20 protein-coding genes are annotated in these 23970 nt (G+C 59.7%); 8 read left to right on the top strand and 12 right to left on the bottom strand.

The window, feature by feature from the left end:
* Positions 1–15: 15 nt before the first annotated feature.
* Complete coding sequence (locus tag AC3RLQ_RS12125) at positions 16–615, bottom strand: acyloxyacyl hydrolase (RefSeq protein WP_493037397.1); 600 nt, start codon at positions 613–615, stop codon at positions 16–18.
* 84 nt (positions 616–699) lie between these two features.
* Between AC3RLQ_RS12125 and AC3RLQ_RS12120 the strand changes: the two genes are divergently transcribed.
* From AC3RLQ_RS12120 to AC3RLQ_RS12105, 4 genes are all read left to right on the top strand, one after another.
* Positions 700–1776 carry a sugar kinase gene (locus AC3RLQ_RS12120; protein ID WP_493037395.1) on the top strand — a complete coding sequence of 359 codons (1077 nt, stop codon included), beginning with the start codon at positions 700–702 and terminating at the stop codon, positions 1774–1776.
* 296 nt (positions 1777–2072) lie between these two features.
* Complete coding sequence (gene nspC / locus AC3RLQ_RS12115; protein WP_493037393.1) at positions 2073–3269, top strand: carboxynorspermidine decarboxylase; 1197 nt, start codon at positions 2073–2075, stop codon at positions 3267–3269.
* Positions 3270–3777: 508 nt separating this feature from the next.
* Positions 3778–4596, top strand: a complete 819-nt coding sequence (locus tag AC3RLQ_RS12110; RefSeq protein WP_493037391.1) for a 3-keto-disaccharide hydrolase — start codon at positions 3778–3780, stop codon at positions 4594–4596.
* 145 nt (positions 4597–4741) lie between these two features.
* Positions 4742–8092, top strand: coding sequence for a PVC-type heme-binding CxxCH protein (locus AC3RLQ_RS12105; RefSeq protein WP_493037389.1), 3351 nt, complete (start codon positions 4742–4744; stop codon positions 8090–8092).
* A gap of 608 nt (positions 8093–8700) precedes the next feature.
* Here the strand turns inward: AC3RLQ_RS12105 and AC3RLQ_RS12100 are convergent.
* On the bottom strand, positions 8701–9177 hold the full coding sequence (locus AC3RLQ_RS12100) for a glycine cleavage system H family protein (protein ID WP_493037387.1): 477 nt from the start codon (positions 9175–9177) through the stop codon (positions 8701–8703).
* 536 nt (positions 9178–9713) lie between these two features.
* A complete protein-coding gene (locus tag AC3RLQ_RS12095; protein ID WP_493037385.1) occupies positions 9714–11489 on the bottom strand; it encodes an ATP-binding cassette domain-containing protein in 1776 nt (591 codons plus the stop codon).
* Positions 11490–11577: 88 nt separating this feature from the next.
* Here AC3RLQ_RS12095 and AC3RLQ_RS12090 point away from each other — a divergent pair, with 88 nt between their 5' ends.
* Entirely contained in the window at positions 11578–13227 is a 1650-nt protein-coding gene (locus tag AC3RLQ_RS12090) for a UxaA family hydrolase (RefSeq protein ID WP_493037383.1), read from the top strand.
* Between the two features lie 9 nt (positions 13228–13236).
* Here the strand turns inward: AC3RLQ_RS12090 and AC3RLQ_RS12085 are convergent, their stop codons facing one another.
* The 3 genes from AC3RLQ_RS12085 to AC3RLQ_RS12075 all read right to left on the bottom strand — a co-directional run bounded on the left by AC3RLQ_RS12085 (position 13237) and on the right by AC3RLQ_RS12075 (position 15002).
* A complete protein-coding gene (locus AC3RLQ_RS12085; RefSeq protein ID WP_493037381.1) occupies positions 13237–13752 on the bottom strand; it encodes a hypothetical protein in 516 nt (171 codons plus the stop codon).
* Between the two features lie 177 nt (positions 13753–13929).
* Positions 13930–14301 carry a VOC family protein gene (locus AC3RLQ_RS12080; protein WP_493037379.1) on the bottom strand — a complete coding sequence of 124 codons (372 nt, stop codon included), beginning with the start codon at positions 14299–14301 and terminating at the stop codon, positions 13930–13932.
* Between the two features lie 26 nt (positions 14302–14327).
* Positions 14328–15002 (bottom strand): hypothetical protein, encoded by a 675-nt coding sequence (locus AC3RLQ_RS12075; protein ID WP_493037377.1) that lies wholly within the window; start codon positions 15000–15002, stop codon positions 14328–14330.
* A 202-nt stretch (positions 15003–15204) separates the two neighbouring features.
* On the opposite strand from AC3RLQ_RS12075, the gene AC3RLQ_RS12070 reads away from it, so the two are divergent.
* Positions 15205–16428 carry a polysaccharide lyase 6 family protein gene (locus AC3RLQ_RS12070; protein WP_493037375.1) on the top strand — a complete coding sequence of 408 codons (1224 nt, stop codon included), beginning with the start codon at positions 15205–15207 and terminating at the stop codon, positions 16426–16428.
* Between the two features lie 47 nt (positions 16429–16475).
* On the opposite strand, the gene AC3RLQ_RS12065 is transcribed toward AC3RLQ_RS12070, so the two are convergent.
* The gene (locus tag AC3RLQ_RS12065; RefSeq protein WP_493037373.1) at positions 16476–16928 is read right to left on the bottom strand and encodes a hypothetical protein; all 453 of its coding nucleotides are present in this window, start codon (positions 16926–16928) and stop codon (positions 16476–16478) included.
* Positions 16929–17048: 120 nt separating this feature from the next.
* Between AC3RLQ_RS12065 and AC3RLQ_RS12060 the strand changes: the two genes are divergently transcribed.
* Positions 17049–17429 (top strand): DUF2237 family protein, encoded by a 381-nt coding sequence (locus AC3RLQ_RS12060; RefSeq protein WP_493037371.1) that lies wholly within the window; start codon positions 17049–17051, stop codon positions 17427–17429.
* 264 nt (positions 17430–17693) lie between these two features.
* Here the strand turns inward: AC3RLQ_RS12060 and AC3RLQ_RS12055 are convergent, their stop codons facing one another.
* Positions 17694–17879: a hypothetical protein gene (locus AC3RLQ_RS12055; protein WP_493037369.1), complete on the bottom strand. Its 186-nt coding sequence runs from the start codon at positions 17877–17879 to the stop codon at positions 17694–17696.
* 91 nt (positions 17880–17970) lie between these two features.
* Between AC3RLQ_RS12055 and AC3RLQ_RS12050 the strand changes: the two genes are divergently transcribed.
* Positions 17971–18711: an IS5 family transposase gene (locus AC3RLQ_RS12050; RefSeq protein ID WP_493037367.1), complete on the top strand. Its 741-nt coding sequence runs from the start codon at positions 17971–17973 to the stop codon at positions 18709–18711.
* A gap of 6 nt (positions 18712–18717) precedes the next feature.
* Here AC3RLQ_RS12050 and AC3RLQ_RS12045 read toward each other — a convergent pair whose 3' ends face one another.
* From AC3RLQ_RS12045 to AC3RLQ_RS12030, 4 genes are all read right to left on the bottom strand, one after another.
* A complete protein-coding gene (locus AC3RLQ_RS12045; RefSeq protein ID WP_493037365.1) occupies positions 18718–19116 on the bottom strand; it encodes a hypothetical protein in 399 nt (132 codons plus the stop codon).
* A gap of 4 nt (positions 19117–19120) precedes the next feature.
* Positions 19121–19762, bottom strand: a complete 642-nt coding sequence (locus AC3RLQ_RS12040; protein WP_493037363.1) for a DUF4126 domain-containing protein — start codon at positions 19760–19762, stop codon at positions 19121–19123.
* A gap of 206 nt (positions 19763–19968) precedes the next feature.
* Positions 19969–21540 (bottom strand): excinuclease ABC subunit UvrC, encoded by a 1572-nt coding sequence (locus tag AC3RLQ_RS12035; protein ID WP_493037361.1) that lies wholly within the window; start codon positions 21538–21540, stop codon positions 19969–19971.
* Positions 21541–21989: 449 nt separating this feature from the next.
* Complete coding sequence (locus AC3RLQ_RS12030) at positions 21990–23951, bottom strand: adenylate/guanylate cyclase domain-containing protein (RefSeq protein ID WP_493037359.1); 1962 nt, start codon at positions 23949–23951, stop codon at positions 21990–21992.
* Between the last annotated feature and the right edge of the window lie 19 nt (positions 23952–23970).

Genomic DNA, 23970 nt, shown 5'->3' with positions numbered 1-23970 from the left:
TTCATTTTGCCCAGCTCAAAAACTCCTGCGCACACCGATCAGCACACCCAGCGCATTCAGCCCCGGATTCGGATTCGTCTGCCCTCCGTTGGACATGTGCTGAAACATCGCACTCGCATTCACGGACCAGTCTTGGGAGAGCGTGTGCGAGATGCCGAGCTGGCTGTACCAGTTCAAAGTAAAGTCCTGCCCCTGGCCACCAGGCGCACTCTGCGCATCGATCCAGCCCACCCCGCCACCTGCGGAGCCAAAGATGTTCCACGTTGCGCTCGGGTTCCACCATTCGATGACCCCACCACCGGAAAGCCCGAGGTAGCGGTTCTCAGACCCCGTCTCGATGTAATTCGCCATCGCGGAAAACTTCTGCCTCACAACCAGAGCGGAGCCATTGCGAAAGTGGAATCCAAACCACTCCGGCGTGCGCCAGGAAACGATGAAGGGGATGATGCGATAATTAAAAGTGGTGTCTCCGCCGACCTTCCACAGCATGCCCGTCTCAAATTCAATGGCACCTTTGTCCCAGGGCTTGAGCTCCACAGGTGCTACGGGCGACTTGGAGAAGCCCGTTGTAGAGACAATCAGCGCGCAGGCAAGGCAGGAAAGAAATCGAATCATTCTCAAACCTAAGCCCTTCCCGGCACATTTTCCAGCGAGGAGTTATTTGCCACTGCCTCGTCGCGCTTCATATCTAGCCCCTCCATGCCCGCTCAACCTGCCTACGATCTCCTGTCCCTCGGTGAAGTCCTCCTGCGCCTCGATCCCGGTGAGGGACGCGTGCGCACCTCCCGCCAGTTCACCGCCTGGGAGGGCGGCGGCGAGTACAATGTGGCTCGCGGCGCCCGCCGCTGCTTCGGCCTCCGCTCTGGAATTCTGACCGCCTTTGCCGACAACGAAATCGGCCGACTCATCGAAGACCTCATCCTCCAGGGCGGCGTGGACACCTCCCTCATCAAATGGGTGCCCTATGACGGCATGGGCAAGCGCGTCCGCAATCCCATCAACTTCACCGAGCGCGGTTTCGGTGTGCGCGGTGCCAAGGGCAGCGTCGATCGCGGTCACAGCGCCGCCTCGCAGATCAAGCCCGGCGACTTCGATTTCGATCACCTCTTCGGCACCCTCGGTTGCAAATGGCTGCACACCGGCGGCATCTTCGCCGGTCTGTCCGAATCCACCGCCGAGATCACCATCCAGGCCTGCGAAGCCGCCAAAAAACATGGCGTCACCGTCAGCTACGATCTCAACTACCGCCCCTCATTGTGGCAGGAGCGCGGTGGTTTCGCCGGATCTCAGGCGCTCAATCGCCAGCTCGCCCCCTACGTCAATGTCATGATCGGCGTCCTCAGTGACGAGCCGCCCGTCTCCTCCTCCACGCCCACGGACCCCTCCGACATCTTCGCCGCCGAAGACGCCAAGCTCCGCCCCATGATGTTAAAGCTCGCCGCTCAGTATCCAAACCTGCACACCATCGCCGCCACCCTGCGCCGCGTGCACACCGCCAATGTCAATGACTGGGGCGCCCTCTGCTGGCACAAAGGCAGCTTCCACCGCAGCCGCAACTACCCCCGCTTTGACATCCTCGACCGCATCGGCGCGGGCGACAGCTTCGTCGCCGGACTCATCCACGGTCTCCTCGTGGAAAACGACGCCCAAAAAGCCGTCGACTACGGCGCCGCCCACGGTGCCCTCGCCATGACCACCCCCGGAGACACCAGCATGGCCACCTTCCCCGAAGTCCAAAAACTCGCCGAAGGCGGAGACGCCAAAGTCCAGCGCTAGAGGAATGAAGAACTGAAAGACTCAATCGCCGTGTTAGATCGTGTTAAATAATGTCGTGTCCGGTAACTCCAAGGCCGTCATACCGGTTCTCCCTCTCCCCGCCCCCGATACACGACGACCGCGAAAATTTTTCTTCGGGGAGAGGGCTGGGGTGAGGGGACATCAGCACCGCTCGCCAGCTAGGCCCCCTCCTTGACCAAGTCCCAGTCATTCATTCGTCATTCGTCATTCGTCATTTTCGTCCCTTGCTACCTCCTTCCATCGTTCCCTATTCCTCGCCCCAGCTCCTTCCCTGAATGGCCTCCACTTCCTTCACTCCTCCCCACGTTTACGAGCAGCCTTTTCCGGCCTTCGATATCAACGCCATCGAAACACCCGCCTACGTGGTGGACGTCGCGCTGCTGCGGAAGAACATGGAAAAGCTCGCCCATGTGCAGAGTGAATCCGGTGCTCGCGTGCTCCTCGCGCTGAAGGGGTTTTCCATGTTCAGCGTGTTCCCCATCATGCGGGAATACCTCAGCGGCTGCTGCGCCAGCGGCTTGAATGAAGCGCTGCTCGCCCAGGAATTCGGCAAGGAAGTCCACGTCTATTCCCCCGCCTTCAAACCGCAGGAGATGCAGCAGATCATTCCCATCTCGCATCACCTCAGCTTCAATTCCCTCGCACAGTTTCGGAAGTTCAAGCCCATGCTGGATGCCGCCAAAGCCGCCACCGGCCACGCGCCCAGCCCCGGCATCCGTGTGAACCCCGAGCACTCCGAAGTCGAAGTCTCCCTCTACGATCCCTGCTCCCCCGGCTGCCGCCTCGGCATCCGTTCCGACCTCCTCGAAGACGAAGATCTCACCGGCATCGAAGGCCTCCACTTCCACGCCCTCTGCGAACAGGACAGCGATGTCCTCGAGCGCACCGTCGCCGCCGTCGAACAACGCTTCCCTAAACTGCTCAAACAGGTGCAGTGGGTCAACATGGGCGGCGGCCACCACATCACTCGCAAAGACTACGATGTGGACCTCCTCATCCGCGTGCTCCGCACCTTCCGGGAGAAATGGGGCAAGGACGTTTACATCGAGCCCGGCGAAGCCGCAGGCCTCAACACCGGCTACCTCATCGCCGAAGTGCAGGACATCATCGAAGCCCCCACACCCACCGCCATCCTCGACATCTCCGCCACCGCCCACATGCCGGACACGCTCGAGATGCCCTACCGCCCCCACATCTTCGGCGCCGGCCTCCCCGGAGAGCACCCCTACGAGTACAAAATGGGCGGCACCTCCTGCCTCGCCGGAGACGTCCTCAGCGGCTTCTCCTTCCCCGAGCCCCTCCGTATCGGCCAGCGCCTCGTCTTTGCAGACATGGCACATTATACCATGGTGAAAACCACCACCTTCAACGGCGTCCCCCATCCCGACATCGCCATCTACGATCCCGCCACTCAAGAGTACCGCGTCGTCCGCAAATTCGGCTACCCCGACTTCCGCAACAAGCTCTCGTAGAGCTGGATAAAAGTACTGCCGAGCCTTTAGCTCGCTCTGGAAACGCCGCACCTCCATCGCTCCGCAATCCACAGCACACGTATTGTAGTTCCGGCTTTAGCCGGTCTGGTCGCGTTACCCAGCGCCTGCTGAAGCAGGTGCTGTAAATTCTTCCGAAACTCATTCTCGGAAAGCGCGCGAGGAGATGCTCTCCAGCATGTCGTTTGGAAGGCAATGTAACATTCCATTGGCCGCAGAGGAGCAGGGTGACAAAGGGAGTAGAAAGTAAATTCCGTCTCTGCCACCTTTGCCCCTCTGCGGCAAACCGAATGTCCCCAGGCTCGACCATGCCGGAATGAGTTTGGCGATGCGCTATGATAACGCCCGCTGGGCAGCGAACCAAATTCAACCAAGAACAAAGAACTAGGAACTCCTTCCCGTCACAAAAGCACCAAGTTTGGCCTCAATCGTGTCTGCATAACACTGCATCACGCCGTAATGATACGCTCACCCCCGCCGTACTCACTTCATGCGCCTCCTTTCACTCCTCTCCGTGCTTTCGATCTGTTCCGCCGGCCTTCTGCCTGCCATCGAACCCGTCAAAGCAAAGATCAACCTGCTCGACGTCATCAAATCCGGCAACGTCGAGTACCACGTCAATCCCAAGGCCGATTTCCACGACGCCCCCAAGGACATCTGGACCTTCGACAAAGACGGCACCTTCCACATCAGCGGCCGCGGCTACGGCTACGTCGCCACTAAGGAAAACTTCCGCGACTACCACCTCGTCCTCGAATTCAAATGGGGCACCAAAACCTGGGGCAAGCGCGAGAAAGCCGCCAAGGACAACGGTATCCTCCTCCACGCCTACGGCCCTCACGGCGCTTACTCCGACACTTGGATGGCCAGCATCGAGGCCCAGATCATCGAAGGCGGCGTCGGCGACATCCTCGTCCTCTCCCCCAAACTCGCCGACGGCACCCAGCTCACCACCTCCCTCTCCGCCGAGTACGCGCTCGATCGCGACAAGGAAAAAATCTGGAAGAAAGGCGAGCCTCGTCAAACCGTCACCGCAGGCCGCATCAATTGGAAACACCGCGATGTGGACTGGGCGGACAAAGTCGGCTTCCGCGGCCGCGAAGATGTCGAGTCCCCCTCCGGCGAATGGAACCGCCTCGAAGTCATCGCCAAAGGCGACACCCTCCAGTACTTCGTCAACGGCACAATGGTCAACGAAGCCTTCGACTGCAAACCCGCCGAAGGTAAAATCCTCCTGCAGACCGAAGGCGCGGAAATGCTCGTGCGCCGCTACGAACTCTACCCTCTCGGCGAGTTCAAAGGAAAGTAACTATTCGGGAGCTTCAGCTCCCTCTGGAACGCCCTGAGCCTCCGCTTCGCCTCGCATCACAAAAGCACCAAGTTTCCCCTCAATCATGTCTGCATCATGTGGCCTCCGGCCGTAATGATACTCTCACCCTCGTCGTAATCACCTCATGCGCATCTTCTCACTCCTCCCTGTGTTTTTCGTGTGTTCCGCCGGCTTTCTATCTGCCATCGAACCCGTCAAAGCGAAGATCAACCTCCTCGACGTCATCAAATCCGGCAACGTTGACTACCACGTCAATCCCAAGGCCGATTTCCACGACGCCCCCAAGGACATCTGGACCTTCGACAAGGATGGCACCTTCCACATCAGCGGCCGCGGCTATGGCTACGTCGCCACCAAGGAAAACTTCCGCGACTACCACCTCGTCCTCGAATTCAAGTGGGGCACCAAAACCTGGGGCAAGCGCGAGAAAGCCGCCAAGGACAACGGTATCCTCCTCCATAGCTACGGTCCCCACGGCACCGTCGGCGACACCTGGATGGCCAGCATCGAAGCCCAGATCATCGAGGGCGGCGTCGGCGATATCCTCGTCCTCTCCCCCAAACTCGCCGACGGCACCCAGCTGACGACCTCCCTTTCCGCCGAGTACACGCTCGATCGCGACAAGGAAAAAATCTGGAAGAAAGGCGAGCCCCGCCAGACCGTCACCGCAGGCCGCATCAATTGGAAACACCGCGATGTGGACTGGGCCGATAAAGTCGGCTTCCGCGGCCGCGAAGATGTCGAGTCCCCCTCCGGCGAATGGAACCGCCTCGAAGTCATCGCCAAAGGCGACACGCTGCAATACTTCGTCAACGGCGCGATGGTGAATGAAGCCTTCGACTGCAAGCCCGCCGAAGGCAAAATCCTCCTGCAAACCGAAGGCGCAGAAATGCTCGTGCGCCGTTACGAACTCTACCCTCTCGGCGAGTTCAAAGAAAAGTGGAGCGCCATCCAGGCCAGCGGCGGCAGCGACATCGGCGCCGTGCGCGATGGCCAGTCCAAAGCCCTCTCCCCCGAAGAATCCCTCAAGCGCATCCAGCTCGATGGCGACTACGAAGTGCAGCTCGTCGCCGCCGAACCCCTCGTCCTCGATCCCGTCGAATGCACATGGGACTCCAAAGGCCGCATGTATGTCGCAGACATGCGCGACTACCCCCTCGGCCCGCCAAACCCCGGTGATCCCTGGCTCTCCCGCATCCAGCTCCTCACCGATGAAGATGGCGACGGCCGCATGGACAAGGCCGTCACCTTTGCCGATCACATGGACAACGTGCAGGGCCTCCTCCCCTACAACGGCGGCCTCATCGCCACCACGCGCTCGCAGATTCTTTTCCTCAAAGACACCGATGGCGATGGCAAGGCCGACGAGATCAAATCCCTCATCAAAGGCTTCAATCCCAAGCACGCCCAGCTTCAGGTCAGCGCACCCCGCTGGGGCCTCGACGGCTGCATTCATTTCAACAACGGCCTCGATGCCCGCGAGATCTATCCCGCCGACAATCCCACCGATGTCGTGAACATCCCCGGCAGCAATTTCAAGTGGGACCCTCGCACCGACAAGATCACCCCCACCGGCGGCAAAGGCCAGTACGGCGGCGCCTTCGATGACTACGGCCACCACTTCTACTGCTCCAATCGCAATCCCCTCATGTTCACCGTCATGCCTTACGAGGCCATGCTGCACAATCCCCACGCAGGCATCACGCAGAACTTCGAGGACATCGCCCCCTTCGGCGCGGACACCCGCGTCTTCCCGCTGCAGATCACCCACACCACTGCAGACGCGCATGCTGGCACAAACACCGCTTGTTCCGGTCTGGGAGTCTATCGTGGCCAGCTCATGCCCGAGCTCAAAAACAACGTCTTCGTCCCAGATCCCACCGGCCAGCTCGTCACCCGTTACAAGATCACCCCCAACGGCGCTTCCCTCAAAGCCACCCGTGTTGGCGACCGCACGGAATTCTTCCGCAGCAGCGATGAGTGGTCCCGCCCCGTGAACTTCACCACCGGCCCCGATGGCGCCATCTACATCTGCGACATCTACCGCCGCTGGATCGACCACGCCCGCTTCTTCCCTGAGGAGTTCGTCAAAACCCACGACATGCGCCAGGGCGAAAACGAAGGCCGCATCTGGCGCGTCGTTCCAAAGGGCACGAAAAAACTCGTCACCAAAACTCCCGGCAAATACCACGCCATTCCCGAAGTCGGCTGGGGCGATGTCCCGCCTGAACACGCCGAGCGCGTGGCCTTCCTCAAAGCTCAGACCATCACCGATGCCAAGGAACTCAGCGCTCTCATCGCGAAGTATCCCGAAGACCCATGGATGGCCAGGATGGTCGCCTCCTCCGCCAGCAAGCAGATGGGCCGCATCCTCAGTTCCCTTGGCGATGACTTCTTCAAAACCTTCTCCGAAATCCGCAGCACCACCATCCGCACCTTTACCTTGGGTGCCATCGCCGATGCTGAAGCCGAAGACATCACCGCTCTCCTCTCCCTCCTCCAAAAAGAGCCCGGCAAACTCCTCTGGTGGAAACCCGCCTTGCTGCAAGGCCTCGCCAAGCTTCCCAAAGGCCACGAAGACGCCGCCAAAGAAATCGCCACCCTGCAGTCCGAGATCGACGCAATCATCGCCGACAACAAATCCCCTCTCGACCAGCGCCTCGCCGTCATGCCGCTGCTCGGCCAGCGCAAATGGGATGCCGTCCAGCCCGTCGTGAAGACCCTCCTCACCACCAGCCAGCCGCCGGAGCTCTCTCTCTCCGCGCTCGCCTTGCTGCGGAAATACCCCGCCACCACCACCGCTCCGCTCATCTATGAACTCCTGCCCAAAGCCGGACCCGCATTGAAGCGCGACCTCGTCCCTGTCCTCACCGCCAACGCCACCACCGCGCTCGATTTGTTCAAGCGCATGGAGAAGGGCGAATTCCCCACCGCCTGGGTCGATGTCGAAACCCGCTGGCGCTACCAGCGCGGCACCGGCGAGATGCCCGAGCTTGCCAAGAAACTCTTCGGCGAAGCCAGCAGCGATCGCGCGAAAGTGGTCCAGGACTACATGGTTGCCACCACCATGAAAGGGAACGCCAAAAAAGGTCAGCAGGTCTTCGCCACCATCTGCATCACCTGCCACAAGCACGGCTCCCTCGGCGTCGATGTCGGCCCTCCTCTCTCCGACGTCAAAGTGAAGCCCCCCGAAGGCCTCCTCTCAGACATCCTCGATCCCAATCGCATGTTCGAAGCCCGCTGGAGTGCCTACACCGTCGAAACCAAAGACGGCCGCACCCTCTCCGGCCTCATCCAAAGCGAAACCGGCGATGGCATCGTCCTCGCCATGATGGGCGGTGCCAAAGAAACCATCGCCCGCACCGCCATCAAGGAAATGAAATCCCTCGACCACACCCTCATGCCCGTCGGCCTCGAAGCCGCCATCACCAAAGAGCAAATGGCCGACCTTCTCGCCTTCTTGCTGGGGAAGTAACACAGCACAAACAGTCAGCCTTCCAAGCCACTCGGCGTGAAGTGGTCCGCACTCTCCGAGTGCGGTCTGGAGCCGGCGATCAGATCTAGCGCATCAAACGCATCCAGAGCGGCGTGGTCCGCACATTCCATGTGCGATTTGGACGGGTTCAGCATCAAGCCTTGGATCGCCCCATGGCGTATTGCCAATCTCATTTCCTGAACATGCACCGGCTCTCAAGCCCGTAGGGCTGGCATAATGGTAGCCGTGGGCGCCAGCCCACGGAATCGCATCGTCCCTTCATGTGTCATCCGGCGGAACCGCGTAGCGGTGACACAAACCGTGGTCTGCATTCAACGCTGACGATAACTCCACCCGCGCCCGGCCAGACCATTTTTTCATTCTTAGTTCTGCCATTTGCAGTTCTTCCATCCCGCATCAGCGACAACACAGTTTTTCAAACACGTCTGATAATGGTCGGAGCCGAGCGCACCCCTGGATCACGCCCCCACCGCTCTCTCACGCGCGCATGCCGGAGGCATGCCCGCACCATCCGTGTCACCGCAAACCTGCGCGAACGACAAATCCCGGGTCTCATTGTCTCCCCATCTGATTGTCCCACTTCTTCCTCAGGCTTCTTCCGCCCCTTCTTCCCCATGCCCCTCCTCCGCCATCCTCTGAATTGTCCCGCTTAGCAGCTCAATATACCCATTCACATCCATGCTCTCCGCCTCCGGTTCGCCACGCACGCTGTAAAGCCACCCCTGCTCATACGGATCACTGCGCACAATGCACGCATCCACCTTCAGCTCCGGATTCCCACCCGCAAACGCGCCGTTCATCACGCAATAAACATCCGAAGCCGCCTTGAAGCCCTCCACCCAGCCAATGTTGTCGCCAGGGGCCACAGGACCGCCTTCAGCAGGCTTCCACTCACAGTCCACCAGCTCACCCAGCATCCGCGTCGCAAACTTCGTGAACCCCACCCGCCACAGATTCGTCTCTCCCTCCACCGGCGCCATCCAGTAGTGCGAGCGCGAGTATCGAAAAGTATCAGGGAAACGGGCGGAAAACCGGGCGTGCTTGAAGCGAACAAAATTAAGCATGAAGAAAAGGGGAGGGGAGTAAGAATCGGAGGTCAGGATGGCCGCGCCGTCAAGCTTGCTGCGCAATCAAGCGGTCAAAGCACGTCGCCGAAGTGAAATCGTCCTCGTCCTCCTACTCGAACTCGTCCTCGATTCTTGCACCTCGCCACACCCAGGACACGCACGTCAAGTCAGTCATGTATTGGAGTCCCGCCTCTAGGCAGTCCGGTCGACACCACCAGAATTCGGCTGCTGCATAGCCGCGAAGCGAAATTGGTATTACCGAAAGGACTGACCGACTCGGAAACCTTGTCCTTTCGCAGTCAAGCCAGAGCGTTTTCAATAATTACGTGTCCGCTAAATCAAGGGCCGCCAAAGCGGGACTCCCTCTCCCCGCCCCTGTCTCACGACGACACCGAACTCTTTTCTTCGGGGAGAGGGTTGGGGTGAGGGGGCTTTGTGTCAGCACGATGGTTGGAGTCGAGAGGGCTATGAAATAATTTAGACTGCTTTGCGAGGTATCAATCACCCTTGACGATGAAGCACCTTAGTTCCCCTCACGCCCTCCGCTTCAGCCCCACATACGCCAGCACCACGCCCACGAGGAAATGCACCCCGAGCATGCTCATCGCAATGTCCGGTGTCGCAAACCAGGTCTTCACCAGTTTGTCGATGGGCTCAAAGTAGGCCGTCTTCTCCAGCGAATCGACGATGCCCGACCACCCGTAATGCGCCGTGATAAACGGATGCACCACATGCCCCAGAATTTTCGGGAAGCCCAGCAGCGCACCGCAGAGCAGGACGTTCGCGCAGAGCAGCGTGAGCGAGACACTGTGCGCACGCTCCTTGCTGCCGGAGTTGGCGGAGATACCCAGACAAAGGGCGGCAAATGCAGCACCCGAGAGGACGGGCAGCATCAGCTTGGCCATCCCCGTGCCCGGCAGCACGCCGGAGCCGGAAACGATGTCCAGAAACATCTCCATCCAGATGCTTTGCACCAGAATGATGGGCAGCATGAAGAGCAGGGAACCGATCAGCCATGCGGAAGGTGCCACACCGCCGATGCGCTCGCGTTCATAAATCGCACGTCGTCCGGCGATCTCGCGTGCGCCGAGGCGCAACGCCATGAACATCACCAGCAGGATCTGAATAAGGACAATCATCGACACCGCATGCGCCGCCGGCCAGACCACTTCAATCGAGGTGCTGCCAGCACGCATTTCCTTGAGACCTTTCAAATTGGGCAGCAGCAGCAGGGCTGCAATCGCCGGCGCACCCACCAGCAGCGAGGCGTGCACGATCCACTCGCGTGGGCTGCGACGCAGCAGCGACCAGCGGCGTTTCACCAAATGCTGCGCCTGGCTGAGAATGCCCGGCAGCGGAATGATCGGCCTCACCTCGGCTTCGGCGGGCTTTTTGACCTCGTCCTCGTCTTCGTCCCTGCCGCCCTTCTGCTTCATGATGATCGTGCGGTCCTCATCGCCCGGATCTTCCTCGGCTGCGGAAAGTTTGTCCGCCACGCCTCCACCCAGCTTGAAGGCCGCATAGTACGCATCGCGGTGCTTCATCCAGGAGTCACCCCAGCGCTGCGCGGGGCGCTTCGCCAGACGTGCATAAACTTCATCATAGGTCGGCACCGTGAAGTAGTGCGGCACGGCGCGTGCAGGACCGTGGAAAGCCACATAGCCCTCATGCATCACCACCACCGTGTCATACGCCCCCAGATTCGCCAGCGAGTCCGTCGCGTGAATCACGATGCGGTCAGGCCGGTCCGTGGCCACCAGTCTCAGCAGCGCCTCAAACTCACGCTCGCTGCGCACATCCATCCCCACCGTGAAATCATCACACAGCACGATCACCGGGTCCGCCACCAGCGCCAGCCCCAGTTTCAGCCGCCGCCGCTGCGGCAGCGCCAGCGCCGAGGTGCGCTCCGTCGCGATGTTCTCCAGCCCCACCGTCACCAGCACATGCGAGACTCGGGAGAGCACCTCATCCCGATTCCGTCCCGCCCCGCGCAGCATCGCCGCGCTGATCAGATTTTCACGCACCGTCAGGTGCTCGATCAAGTTGTCGTCTCCCGCTGGCACCCAGCCCAGCTGATTCGCATACAGCGGCTGCTTGATGAGATCACGCTTACCGAAGGTGATCGTCCCTGCCTCAGGCTCCGTCAGTCCCGCGAGAATTCGCAGCAGCGTCGTCTTCCCACTGCCCGATGGCCCGATCAGCGCCAGCACATGCCCGCCCGGAGCCATGAAACTGACCTGTTCCAGCACGCGGAGAGGGTCTTTGCCTTTTCCGGGAACAACATGGGAGAGATTGTTGATTTCGAGCATAATCCCGATCTAACCCGGTCTGGCAGAAAGAGCAAAGTTCAAAATTCTGCCTTCCCTTCGTCCGCCAACGCTTTATTCCTCCGCAACCATGGCCTCCATCCTCCAAGTCCACCCTGCCGACGATGCCATCGTCGCCCTTTCTGATCTCTCCGCCGGCACCGCCCTCTCCCTCAACGGCCGCTCCTGGACCCTCCGCGAAAACATCCCCGCCAAGCAGAAATTCGCCGCCCATGATTTCGCCGTCGGCGACATCGTCACCATGTACGGCGTCACCGTCGGCAAAGCCACCCAGCCCATCGCCACCGGCGCCCTCATCCACACCCACAACGTGGTCCACGCCACCTCCGCCTTCAGCGGCAAGCAGCGCGACTACACCTGGACGCCCCCGGACGTCTCCAAATGGAAGACCCGCACCTTCAACGGCTTCAAGCGCTCCGTTGGCCCCGCCGGCACCGCCAACTACTGGCTCGTCATCCCCCTCGTCTTCTGTGAAAACCGCAACCTCGCCTTCATGCGCGAGGCCCTCACCCGCAGCCTCGGCTACGGCAAAACCTCCCCCTACGAGCGCTTCGCCCAGCGCCTCGTCGATCTCCATCGCTCCGGTGCCTCACGCGCTCAAATCGAAGCCGCCACCCTCGAAGCCGAAACCTCCGCCACCGCCGCCCGCGTCTTCAAAAACATCGACGGCGTCAAGTTCCTCGAGCACGGCCTCGGCTGCGGCGGCACCCGCCAGGATGCCCAGGCCCTCTGCCGCCTCCTCGCCGGTTACATCCACAGCTCCAACGTCGCCGGTGCCACCATCCTCAGCCTCGGCTGCCAGCACGCCCAGGTCAGCCTCTTGGAAAGCGAGATGGCCGCCCTCTACCCCAAACTCGAAAAACCGCTCCTCATCTACGAACAGCAGAAGAGCAAATCCGAGCGCGACATGATGGCCGGCGCCATCCGCGACACCTTCCTCCACCTCGCCACCGCCAACGAACAAACCCGCGAGCCCTGCTCCCTCAGCAATCTCATCATGGCCGTCGAATGCGGTGGCAGTGATGGCTTCTCCGGCATCTCCGCCAATCCCGCCATCGGCCACACCGCCGATCTCCTCGCCGCCCTCGGCGGCGCACCCGTCCTCAGCGAATTCCCCGAACTCTGCGGCGTCGAGCAAAGCCTCAGCGACCGCTGCGTCACCTCCGCCCTTGCCGACAAATTCGTCGGCCTCATGCGCGCCTACGAAGCCACCGCCCAGGCCTGCGGCTCCGGCTTCGACGCCAACCCCAGCCCCGGAAACATCCGCGACGGCCTTGTTACCGACGGCATTAAATCCGCCGGCGCCGCCAAGAAAGGTGGCACCAGCCCCATCGTCGATGTCCTCGACTACGCCGAGCCCATCCGCCAGCACGGCGGCCTCACCCTCTACTGCACCCCCGGCAACGACGTCGAAAGCACCACCGCCCTCGCCGGCGGCGGCTGCAACATGATGCTCTTCACCACCGGCCTCGGCACCCCCACCGGCAACCCCGTCTGCCCCACCCTCAAAATCTCCACCAACAGCGACCTCGCCCGTCGCATGCCCGACCTCATCGACTTCGACACCGGCCCCATCATCTCCGGCCAAAAAACCGTCGAACAAATGGGCGAAGACATGCTCGAACTCGTCATCGCCACCGCCAGCGGCACCTACACCCCCAAAGCCGTCTCCCTCGGCCAGGACGACTTCCTCCCCTGGAAACGCGGCGTGTCGCTGTGATATTTACAGCTAGTTTTCATGGTAGTATTTCCGTCGAACGTCAGCCTGCCATTTCAGGAAAACATCTTTAACTGGTTGGAGAAAGGAGCCGGCAGGGCTTGGGGTTGGCATGGGGTGAATAAAAACATCGGACACCCCATTATCAAAGATCCCTCCTGAAACACCATCTTCTCGAAAAACCAATAGTGGAAGTCCGAGTGAAAACAGAATACCTCCTTCAAGGTTATTCCATGGCGAAGGGTAACTTACATTCTCCGCTTTTACACTGCCATTGGGAGGAGGAAGACCACGGCGGATCTGTATTTCTGAAGCAAACTGTTGTTCGAATCCTAAAATCATACCTCCTGCGCAGTGCTTCGCTATCGTAACAATCTCACGCAGTGGTAATCGCGTTGGGTAATCAGACTGACCCAAAGCACGTGGTTCTAAGCCATACTCGTCCAATGTTGCAAAAATCTTAACCCTAATCAGTTCTTGAGCATCATTCAATTTCGTTGGGCTCGAGACAAATACCGGTATCTTCATAACGTTTTGGGTTTGGGCTATCTATTGGATGGGCGACACGTTTTGAAAACGCGCTTTAAAGTTAGGAAAAGCAAGCTGACTAAATCATAATCGGTTTACGCTTCATTACATTATTTGATCCATTCGGGACAATTAAAACATTTATAGAGGTGCATCAATGACTATCAAATGGATGCCTCACCCCTCCGTCTCCGCATGCAGCGCAATGCAGTTCCCCTCCGAATCCAGCACCTCCGCACGAAATCCATACTCACCAATCGAGTGCACATCCTGCTGCACCGTGCCTCCATTCGCTCTCACCGCTGCCACCGCCTCCTTCAGCCGCCCATTCACATCAAAGTAAATCATGATCCCATCCGCTGAAGGTTTGAAATCCTTCACCACCACCACGCACCCCTGCTGCCCCCCATCCGCCGTCGGCAGCATCGCCGTGGGCACCCCACCAAAGTTTTCCTCCTTCATCTCCCGCCCGAGCACCGCCGAATAAAAACGAATGGCGCGGTCAAGATCGACCGCCGGAATGTCAAACCACACAAGGTTGGGTTTCATGGATATGGGAATTGCTTGTGTTGGTTTTATTGCGCCCGAGTTGTCTTGGATATGTATCTTTGTATGCCATACCAAAGAGAGGACGAAATTCTTATTTCCTCACGACATTTGGTTTCGAGCTGATCTATCGCAATTGCGACTTCCTTATCAATCGCATCGTTATCATCGTATCCCTTGTATAGGACTCCATCATGACGCTCTCGTCTCTTGAAGTCTGAGGGAGATTGTTTGTCGGCATCAGGACCGTAATACTCGCGATCCTCACTTTCTCTCGCTTTAAAGCCTGCTGTTATCATGATGCGATTGACTACGCCGACAAAGGTCTGAAATGGTGTGCTCCATTCAGTTCCGTAAATAGCCATGAATCGATATCTGAGCCCATTCAACGCTGTAAATGGTTCGCGTCTCTTGTCGAATCGTTCGTAATACACATGAGCCTCTTCGGCGCGCTTGCGTTGCTTTTCTGTTTCGCCTTCAACTTTTGGGCGGGATGAACCCTCACCACCAAACACAAGAGGATCTCTGATCGCATCAATGGCATCTCGAATTTCATAGATGCGGGTAAGGACGTCTTCACAGAGTTCTATACGCCTCTTAGCAAAAAGCTCAGCTCGCCATTTCCAGAATCCAAATATTGCAACACCGATACCGACAATCACAGACATGCTGTTTAGCAGTTTTAAAATATCGTCGAAAGACATTGGATTTTTTGGGGCCTAATGGAGGATGATGGGCGCAATATGGAGATGTCGGCGGGTTTATGTCAATGCTGCGGAAGAAGTTCCTGCATGCGCGCGGGACTTCCTGGCTCGCGCTGAAGCCGATGCGTGCCAGTCGCGCCACAGCCGCATGCAGGAAAACCACCTTGCCGTCAAGCCCCCTACCGTCTCTCATAGGCCACCCATGCGCCTCACCCTCTTCGCCTTAGCCCTCGCCATTCCCGCTCTGGCCAAAGACATCCCCATCGCAGATCCTGCAGCATTCGCCGCCGCCGCTCAAACCATAAACGCAGGCGACACCCTGATCCTCAACGACGGCACCTGGGCCGATGCCCAGCTCAAACTCCACGCCGAAGGCACCGAAGCAAAACCCGTCACCATCAAAGCCCAAACCCCCGGCAAAGTCATCTTCACCGGCACCTCACGCATCTCCGTCGGTGGCTCTCACATCATCGTCGACGGCCTCTGGTTTCAAAACCCTACCGCCGAGCAAGTCATCGAACTCCGCAAAGATTCCAAGCAGCTCGCCAGCGACTCCCGCATCACCAACTGCGCCGTCACCAACGACACCCAGCTCACCTCCACAGCCTCCTCCCAGTTCGTCTCCATCTACGGCGCACGCAATCGCGTGGACCACTGCTACATCGCCGGCAAGACCACCCAGGGCACCACCCTCGTCGTCTGGCTCTCCAACGAATCCACAGACCAGGGCAAACACCAGATCGACCACAATCACTTCGGCCCCCGCCAGAAGCTCGGCAAGAACGGCGGCGAAACCATCCGCCTTGGCGACAGCAAGACCTCCATGCAAACCGCCTCCTGCATCGTCGAGCACAACCTCTTCGAGAAATGCGATGGCGAAGCCGAGTGCATCTCCAACAAATCCTGCGGCAACCTCTACCGCCACAACACCTTCAAAGGCGTCTCCGGCACCCTCACCCTCCGCCACGGCAACGGCTGCACCGTGGAGCACAACACCTTCATCGGCGACGGAGCCAAAGGCGCCGGCGGCGTCCGCATCATCGGCGAAGACCACGTCGTCACCGGCAACCGCTTTGAAAACCTCACCGGAGACAACGAACGCAGCGCCATGTGCTTCATGCTCGGCATCCCCGATTCCGTGCCCAATGGCTACTTCCAGGTCAAGCGCGCCAAAGTCACAGGCAACACCTTCATCAACTGCAAGCACAACATCCTCATCGGCATGAGCGGCGACAAAAAAGCCATTCTCCCACCACTCGAAACCGAGATCATCGGCAATCACATCCAGACCAGCAAAGCCGAAGCCTTTGAAATCAAATGCGCAGCAGAAGGCGTGACCATGAAGGACAACAAGACTGGCGCAGAGGCTGTTAACTCTCTTGCTCCAGCTTCGGCGGCAGAGGTGGGGCCGGGGTGGAGGAAGTAGCAGGCATGTTTCGTCGTGCGCGGGCTGGCTAATCGGAGACGAACACCTTAAACGTCCTGCTTTTTGGCCTTCCATTGCCACCACGTATAATGGTAGTCCAGTTCCTCCACTTCATAGGCGGTATTGCATTCATTGCAGGACACCTGATAGGTCCTCCTCTCAAGCTGGAACTCGTTGATGGTGACGTGCCCTCTCTCCTGCAAGCGCTCTGGATTATCAAACATGTCGCACACGCGGCAAAAGCATCCGTCATTGCTCCTGGCGTATTCCATCCGTTTAATCGCATCATGGAGATGCACGGCGTTGTTGATGAGCATTCCTCCCCACTCAATGCCTTCGGTGGTGGCCTTGATCTCCGGAATGTGAACGGCAAGCTTCGAGAGCGCCTCTCGGTCCCAGGAAGCACGAACTTCCGCACAGGCACCGCGTATTCGTGATACATCCCGCGAGGAAAAGTCGGCCAGCATGAGGGGAATGTCCATTGTGAGGAGTGCTGCCATTTCCTTCCGCTGACTGCAAGCACAACGTCCTCATTGGCATGAGGCTGTCGGTGTTGCGCAGAAGCAAGACTGCTTCGATCAGACTTTGCTTTGGCATGGGTATTGGGTATGGCTTGAACGATGCGTACCAACGTCCTCCGCAAACCACTCACCTGCTGCTGCCGCACACCCATGACTGGCTTCTACCGCGACGGCTACTGCCGCACCGGCCCCGGAGACGTCGGCCTGCACACCGTCTGCATTGAGGCCACCGAGGAGTTTCTGAACTTCTCCTATCTCAGTGGCAACGACCTCTCCACCCCTGCTCCCCAGTGGGACTTCCCCGGCCTCAAGCCCGGCGATCGCTGGTGCCTCTGCGTCACCCGCTGGAAAGAAGCCCTCGATGCCGGCTGCGCTCCGCCCGTCTCCCTCTCCGCCACCCACGAATCCGCCCTCGAATGGGTCGACCTCGAAGACCTCAAAGCCCACGCCCTCGACGATCCCGGCGAAGAGTTCGAATGATTGAGTTTCGTCCTCCTACTCCTACTCCTACTCGTCCTCGTCCTCGTCCTCGTCCTCGTCCTCGATCCTTCCGCTCCGCTCTCGCACTGAGTTCCGAATGCCGAGCACGGCACCGATAATCTCTGCTCCTCGCTTCACACCCGCATAGCGCTCCGCAGTCCCGAGACGATGTATTGTAGTCCCGCCTTCAGGCGGTTCCGGTCTCGCACCATCACCGCCCAGCATCTCGCGATCAAACAACCGCGAGATCTCAGCGCGCCGCCTTCACTTCACAGCCACCGTCGCCGGCACCTGGCATCCCTTGCCTTTGCTCCGCTCCAGCCGCAGCAGTTGCGTATAGGATCGGTACTGGTGCCACGCCAGCAAAGCCCCCGCCATCGGCAGCGCCGCAGCACCCAGGGACCATCGGGCAGGAATGAACTTCAGACCACTCATGAGGTGATGCTCCATTCCCAGCACTAGGCGGTGTTTGAAAACCCTCAATTGCCCGAGGAGAGCGTTTGTGGCATGAGAGAAAACCGATGAGAACACAACGCTTTGCATGGTGGGAGCCGATCAAAAAGCGGCTCAAAAAAATGGTGCCTTGAACATTGGCGGCAGGCCGCGAGCGTCGCTGGATCTTGTCCTTGAGGGCTTGTTTTACCGGCTGCGCAACGCAGGTCCCTGGCGTGACCTGCCCGAATGCTTTGGTCCCTGGCGCACCATCTATGGCTGGCATCGGCAGTGGGCACGTGAAGGTCTCTGGAAGCGCATGCTCACCATGGTCTCCCGCAAAACCAGAAACCGCATCAGGCTTGTGGATGGCACGCACGTGGTGGTTCATCAGTGTGCCGCCAATCCTGCAGGTGGCGCAGACAAGCAGGCCATGGGCAAAACGCGCGGAGGCCGCAACACCAAGATCATGGCTCTTACCGATGGGAGGGGGCTTGCAGTGAACCTGCTGCTCATCGCAGGACAGGCCTATGAAGGACACCATGTTCTGCCACTGCTTGGAAATCCTACGGGGCTCTGCGTGGTTGGCGACAAAGGCTTCGACAGTGACAAGCTGCGCCAGCAGCTTCAACTGCTCGGAGCAACCCATTGCATTCCACGCAGAGCCAGATGTGGAATCCAGCGCAAGGTCAGCCGTAAGCTTTACCGGCAGCGCTATCGCATTGAGAACTACTTCTGCCGTCTGAAGCGCTGGGCTTGTGCCAGCACTCGGCGAGATAAGCTCGCCGCACATTTCCTCTCACTTATCCAGTTTGCTGCCGTCATCGACTGGCTCCAATACGGCCGTTGAGGGTTTTCAAACACCGCCTAGAAAAAAGAACAAGGCGGCCGCCGTTTGCAGCAGGATCGCGCCCGCCAGCATCCAGATTCTTTGCGCAGTGATCTGCCACAAGGCCGCCGCCACCATGGAAGAAGCTGCCACCCCCAGCGTCAGCCAGTTGAAAAATCTGGATACCTCGGCGGACTGGAGAAGTGAAAACACCGCTTGCGCCACCAGCATCAGCAGCGCCGTTCCTTCCATCGTGACGGCAGACTGTTTGCGCAGCCGACCGAGCGCCTCCCGGGCCCTGCGCTCGTGCTCCTGAAGTTGTGCATGCGTCAGCAGGGGGCCTCGGCATAGCGGGCAGCGCCTGAGGTTGATCAGTTCCCCTTCAGCAAAGTCTTTGTGGCATGGACGACAGCGATACGTGGTCACAGGCTCAAGGACAAAGGGGTTGCTCCATGGGTTTCCTCTGCATCACCGCCCGCCACTTCCCCCGCACAATCTCAAACGATCTCCGGATCACCCGAAACATCCGCGGCAGCACCAGCCACAGCACGATGATCACCGCGGTAAAAACACACAGCGCCAGCACCGGCTTCAGCAGCATGATGAGCGTCCCCGCCACCACCGTGATGTCTTCCGCGATGCTCAGCACCACATTGGAAACCGGCTCCGGCGAATGATTCGCCAGCAGCCTCGTGCCCGCCTTCGCGCTGTGCGTCGTCAGCGCCGCACCACCCGCCAGCAGCGCGCCGATCACCTCCACATGCGGCGGCAAGTCTCCCAGCGCCTGCATCGCCAGGATCGTTCCACCCACCGGGCGGATCAGCGTATGCACACTGTCCCACAGCGAATCCAGCCACGGCACCTTGTCCGCCACAAACTCAATCGCATACAGCACTCCTGCGGCAATCAGCACCCATTCATGCCCCAGCACTTCCAGGGATTGATACTTCGCCGCCAGATGCAGCGCATCAAACCTCACCAGCATTCCCGTGAGAAACACCGTCAGGTAAAGATTCAGCCCCGCCAGCGAAGCCAGACCCAGCGCGAGCCCCAATTGTTCGAGGATGTGCATGCGTCCTCCTATACCACATTTCATCCATCCCGCGACAAACAAGATTCCCCCCATTTTGGAATCCTGCCTCCGGCAGTTTGAAGTACGACAGACCCTCCTGTCTGTCGGCCAGCGCCCACTCAAACTCCCTCACCCTCAAACCACCCGAAACATCCGATCATCAAACTCACAAACCACTCAAAAAATCCCCCCAGCATCCAGCCCCCTCACCGGCTCTCCAAAAACTCCTTCACCCCCTGCGCCAGCACCTTGCTGATCCCCGGCACCTCCGCCATCTCCTCCACCGTCGCCTTCCGCAGTCGCGTCACCGAGCCAAACGCCTTCAGCAGCGCCGCCTTGCGCGCCTCGCTGATCCCCGGGCAGTCATCCAGCAGACTCTCCGCCACACGCTTCCCCAGCAGCAGCTGATGATACCCATTCGCCCACCGATGCGCCTCATCACGAATGCGTTGCAGCAGCTTCAAAGCCCCGCGTTCATGCGGAATGATCACCGGATGGCTTTCTCCCGGCCGGTACACCTCCTCATGCTCCTTCGCCAGGCCAATGATCGGCAGCGTATGCAGCCCAAGTTTTTGAAGCTCCGCCACCGCCACCCCCAGCTGTCCTTTGCCACCATCCACGATCACCAGATCCGGCAGCGTCACAAATTTCGTGTTCGTTGCCGCCACGCGCTCCAGCGCCTCAGCGGGCTCTTCTTGTGAAAACTCCGCCACATCAGCCGCCACCTTTCGGCCCTCCAGCAGGATGCGCGAAAAGCGTCGGCGGATCACCTCCGCCATGCTGATGAAATCATTCTGCCCCGTCACCGATTTGATCCGGTACCGTCGGTAGTTCGAATTGTCCGGCACCCCGTTTTTAAAGCGCACCATGCTCGCCACGCAGTGTGCCGTGCCAATGTTCGCGATGTCAAAGCACTCCATCACCAGCGGCGCCTTTTCCAGATGCAGCAGTTCCTTCAGCTCCTGCACATCCGCCATCGGGTCGATGCTCCGGATCACCCGCGCCCGCGCCCCGCGCTCAAACGTCCGCGTGGGGATCAGCGTCTTCTTAAAATCCTCCACCATGTCCCGCAGCTCCGCCGCCTTTTCAAAGTCCATCCGCGCCGCCGCATGCAGCATCTCCTCTTCCAGCGCCGTCACCAGATCCTTCGACTTCCCATCCAGAAACTCACAGGCCTGCTCCACCCGCTTCTTGTAGTCCTCCAGCGAAATGCGCAGGATGCACGGTGCTGAGCAGTTCTTGATGATGTCGTTGGAGCAGTGCTTGTAGTCCGCCTCACCCGGCTTCAGCGGGCGGCACACCCGCAGGCCGAATTTCTTGTTCAGCCAGTTCAGCGTCGTGCGCAGCGCCATCCCATGCGGAAAGGGGCCAAAGTAGCGCGCCCCGTCCTCCTTCCGCAGCCGCGTGGTGGAAAGCCGCGGGATCGCATCACCAAAGTGCACCCGCACCAGGTAGTAGCGTTTGTCATCGCGAAAACTCACGTTGTAGCGTGGGCGGAATTCCTTGATCAGCTTGCCCTCCAGCACCAGCGCCTCCGTTTCATTGCGCACCTCATGCAGGTCAAAATCCCAGATGCTCGCGATTAGCGCCCGCGTCTTCCGGTCCGCCAGTTTTGAGCGCGCCGGCGTGAAGTAATTCGCCAGCCGTTTGCGCAGATCCCGCGCCTTGCCCACATAGATCACATTATTGATCCGGTCCCGCATGATGTACACCCCCGGCACATGCGGCACATCACGCAGCTTGGCGACGAGATCAGGTTTCTGGCGGGCGTTGGACATGAAAGCGGTGGGAGAAAGAAGCAGGAAAGGAGGAGGTCAAAGCCGCGCCGTCAAGAGCTCAGGAAAGCGTCAAGGTGGGTCAGGGGCCCAACACTCAGCCACCCCGACCCACCCCGATCACTGAACCGCAACAACCGCTATCAACCACACACCTATTCATACGCTTTCATCCGCTCCCGAAGCCGAAAAAAGTTGCCCCGCCGCGCATCCATATCCCCCAAATTTCCCACGACATCGAAAGCCCCAGCACGCCGTGCTCCGCACTCTACGAGTGCAGTTTGGAAACCCCGTGCCCACCATCACCCCATCATTAATTCGCTGCGCTCATCCTCCGGGCTCACTTCGTTTGTCTACCTCGCTTCGCTAGGAGCCACCACTCCACTAATCCTGAAATTCTGAGATCCTGTTAATCCTGTCCATCTAAACCGCCTCGCACACCATCACTCGATCTACCCCACCACCCGCCACGGATGCACCGCCTCCGAAATCCCCTTCAGCTGCATCGGCGGCATCGGCGCCGCCTTGATAAACGACTTCGCATCCGCATACGTCTCATCATCCATGATGATCTCCCCCGCCTGCGCGATGCTGCACAGCCTTGACGCCAGGTTCACCCGGTGGCCCAGCACCGTGTAGCTCAGCCGCTGGTCCGAGCCCATGCACCCCGCCACCACCGACCCCGTCGCCAGGCCGATCCCCACCTCCAGCGAGTGCTTGGAGACCTCGTTCAGCTCACGCCGCACCCGCAGCATCTCCAGCGCGCACTGCACCGCACGTACCGCGTCCTCACCCGTGCTCTGCGGCGCACCAAACAGCACCATGATCAAATCCCCCACAAATTTATCCACAATGCCCCCGTGCTGGTAGGCCACCTCCGTCAGCGCCGTCATGTGCTCATTCAGCAGGTCGATCACATCCGCTGGCGGCATGTTCTCCGTGATCGCCGTGAATCCACGGATGTCGCAGAAAAGCATCGTCACATGCCGCAGTTCACCACCCAGTGTTCCGCTTTGCGTGATCAGCTGCTCCGCCACGGATCGGTCCGCCACAGCATTCAGCACGCTGCGGTACTTCTCCTGCAGCGCCAGTCCCGCCGCCATCTCGTTGAAGGACGCCGCCAGCTTGCCCAGCTCGTTGTCACCCCGCACCGGCACCCGCACATCAAAGTTCCCATGCTCAATCTGGTGCGTCCCGCTGACAATCTCACTGATCGGCCCCGAGAGCCCGCGTGAAATGTACAGCACCGCCACCAGGGCGATCAGCAAAGACACCACCCCCAGCACACCCACATCCCGCCGCAGTTCCGCCAGTTCATGGTCCATCGCCGCCAGCGGGTACAGATTCACCTGCGCCGCCAGCGGGAAAGGGGAGCCCGGATTCAGCACCCGGTAGTAGATCTGATGACGCACCCCGTGGATCAGCACCGCCATGCCGCGCTGCGTCTTGTGCGTGTGGCGGATCGAGTCCGCAATGTGCGCCGCCACGATCTCCCGCTCCTCCTTGGGAATCGTCGTGCTCACCAGCCCCTCCTCCACCCACACACCGCTCATGATCTCGCCCAGGTCCGAATGCTTCGTCTGCTCATACAGCACCTTCTCCGCCAGCACCTGCAGCGGCAGGCCGAAAAGAATGGCTCCAAGAAACTGGCCGGACTGCGGCTCACGCAGCGGGGTGATGAACACCTCACGCACCTGCTCATTTCGGCTGTCATCGCCATACTCCACCCGCAGGTAGCCCACCTCCTGCTCTTTGAGAATGTCCTCCAGCTTGCGGCCTCCCAGCCACTGCATTTTGCCGGACTTGCGCCGAAACTCCGCGCTGTTGGGGCTCTCCTTCGGCCGCAGCGGTGGCAAAAGATCCCGCACGCCCGAGACGCTTTTCTTCGGTGACACCATGAAGTTCCCTTCAGGGTCGATGAGGGCGATGTACGGCATCTGCGAGAGCGGCAGTCGCGCACCCGGGCGCTCCTTGTCATTATCGCGGTCCTTGTCTTTGCCCTTCTCTTTGTCACCGCCGTTCATGCGTCCCGCTGGCACCAGAGGTATTATCGGTGGCAGTCCTCCTGCGGGCCGCAGTGCGCCCGGCAGATCACTCAGGATCCGGTCATTGGTCAGCATCTCCAGCTGCGAACGCAGGAGCTGCCCGGCCTCACCAAAATCCTTCTTGCCGATCGCCGCCAGCAGCTCCGGCTGCTTGGCGATTCTGTCCAGCACCTTGGACAGCGCCTCGCTGCGCTTTTTCTTCGCCGAGGAGTAGTTGCCGATCTGCGAGTCAAACTGCTCCTCAAACAGCTTGCGGTAGGACTCCATGAACTTCCATTCCGCCAGCACCAGCGTGGCGATCGTGATCCCCGCCACGACGGGAAACACAGTCAGGATGAGTTTGGCGCGAAAGCTGTGAAACCACTTCATGGAGGAATGTCACGAAAGT

The sequence above is a fragment of the Prosthecobacter sp. GW821-HT29F12 genome, from assembly GCF_058803405.1.
Note: the sequence above shows the minus strand (reverse complement) of the source record. Positions and strands in the feature narration are given on the sequence as shown.

What these genes read in the sequence shown, in the direction of transcription:
- AC3RLQ_RS12125 (WP_493037397.1), bottom strand. Translation starts at nt 615, where the DNA reads ATGATTCGATTTCTTTCCTGCCTTGCCTGCGCGCTGATTGTCTCTACA.
- AC3RLQ_RS12120 (WP_493037395.1), top strand. Translation starts at nt 700, where the DNA reads ATGCCCGCTCAACCTGCCTACGATCTCCTGTCCCTCGGTGAAGTCCTC.
- nspC (WP_493037393.1), top strand. Translation starts at nt 2,073, where the DNA reads ATGGCCTCCACTTCCTTCACTCCTCCCCACGTTTACGAGCAGCCTTTT.
- AC3RLQ_RS12110 (WP_493037391.1), top strand. Translation starts at nt 3,778, where the DNA reads ATGCGCCTCCTTTCACTCCTCTCCGTGCTTTCGATCTGTTCCGCCGGC.
- AC3RLQ_RS12105 (WP_493037389.1), top strand. Translation starts at nt 4,742, where the DNA reads ATGCGCATCTTCTCACTCCTCCCTGTGTTTTTCGTGTGTTCCGCCGGC.
- AC3RLQ_RS12100 (WP_493037387.1), bottom strand. Translation starts at nt 9,177, where the DNA reads ATGCTTAATTTTGTTCGCTTCAAGCACGCCCGGTTTTCCGCCCGTTTC.
- AC3RLQ_RS12095 (WP_493037385.1), bottom strand. Translation starts at nt 11,489, where the DNA reads ATGCTCGAAATCAACAATCTCTCCCATGTTGTTCCCGGAAAAGGCAAA.
- AC3RLQ_RS12090 (WP_493037383.1), top strand. Translation starts at nt 11,578, where the DNA reads ATGGCCTCCATCCTCCAAGTCCACCCTGCCGACGATGCCATCGTCGCC.
- AC3RLQ_RS12085 (WP_493037381.1), bottom strand. Translation starts at nt 13,752, where the DNA reads ATGAAGATACCGGTATTTGTCTCGAGCCCAACGAAATTGAATGATGCT.
- AC3RLQ_RS12080 (WP_493037379.1), bottom strand. Translation starts at nt 14,301, where the DNA reads ATGAAACCCAACCTTGTGTGGTTTGACATTCCGGCGGTCGATCTTGAC.
- AC3RLQ_RS12075 (WP_493037377.1), bottom strand. Translation starts at nt 15,002, where the DNA reads ATGTCTTTCGACGATATTTTAAAACTGCTAAACAGCATGTCTGTGATT.
- AC3RLQ_RS12070 (WP_493037375.1), top strand. Translation starts at nt 15,205, where the DNA reads ATGCGCCTCACCCTCTTCGCCTTAGCCCTCGCCATTCCCGCTCTGGCC.
- AC3RLQ_RS12065 (WP_493037373.1), bottom strand. Translation starts at nt 16,928, where the DNA reads ATGGCAGCACTCCTCACAATGGACATTCCCCTCATGCTGGCCGACTTT.
- AC3RLQ_RS12060 (WP_493037371.1), top strand. Translation starts at nt 17,049, where the DNA reads ATGCGTACCAACGTCCTCCGCAAACCACTCACCTGCTGCTGCCGCACA.
- AC3RLQ_RS12055 (WP_493037369.1), bottom strand. Translation starts at nt 17,879, where the DNA reads ATGGAGCATCACCTCATGAGTGGTCTGAAGTTCATTCCTGCCCGATGG.
- AC3RLQ_RS12050 (WP_493037367.1), top strand. Translation starts at nt 17,971, where the DNA reads ATGGTGGGAGCCGATCAAAAAGCGGCTCAAAAAAATGGTGCCTTGAAC.
- AC3RLQ_RS12040 (WP_493037363.1), bottom strand. Translation starts at nt 19,762, where the DNA reads ATGCACATCCTCGAACAATTGGGGCTCGCGCTGGGTCTGGCTTCGCTG.
- AC3RLQ_RS12035 (WP_493037361.1), bottom strand. Translation starts at nt 21,540, where the DNA reads ATGTCCAACGCCCGCCAGAAACCTGATCTCGTCGCCAAGCTGCGTGAT.
- AC3RLQ_RS12030 (WP_493037359.1), bottom strand. Translation starts at nt 23,951, where the DNA reads ATGAAGTGGTTTCACAGCTTTCGCGCCAAACTCATCCTGACTGTGTTT.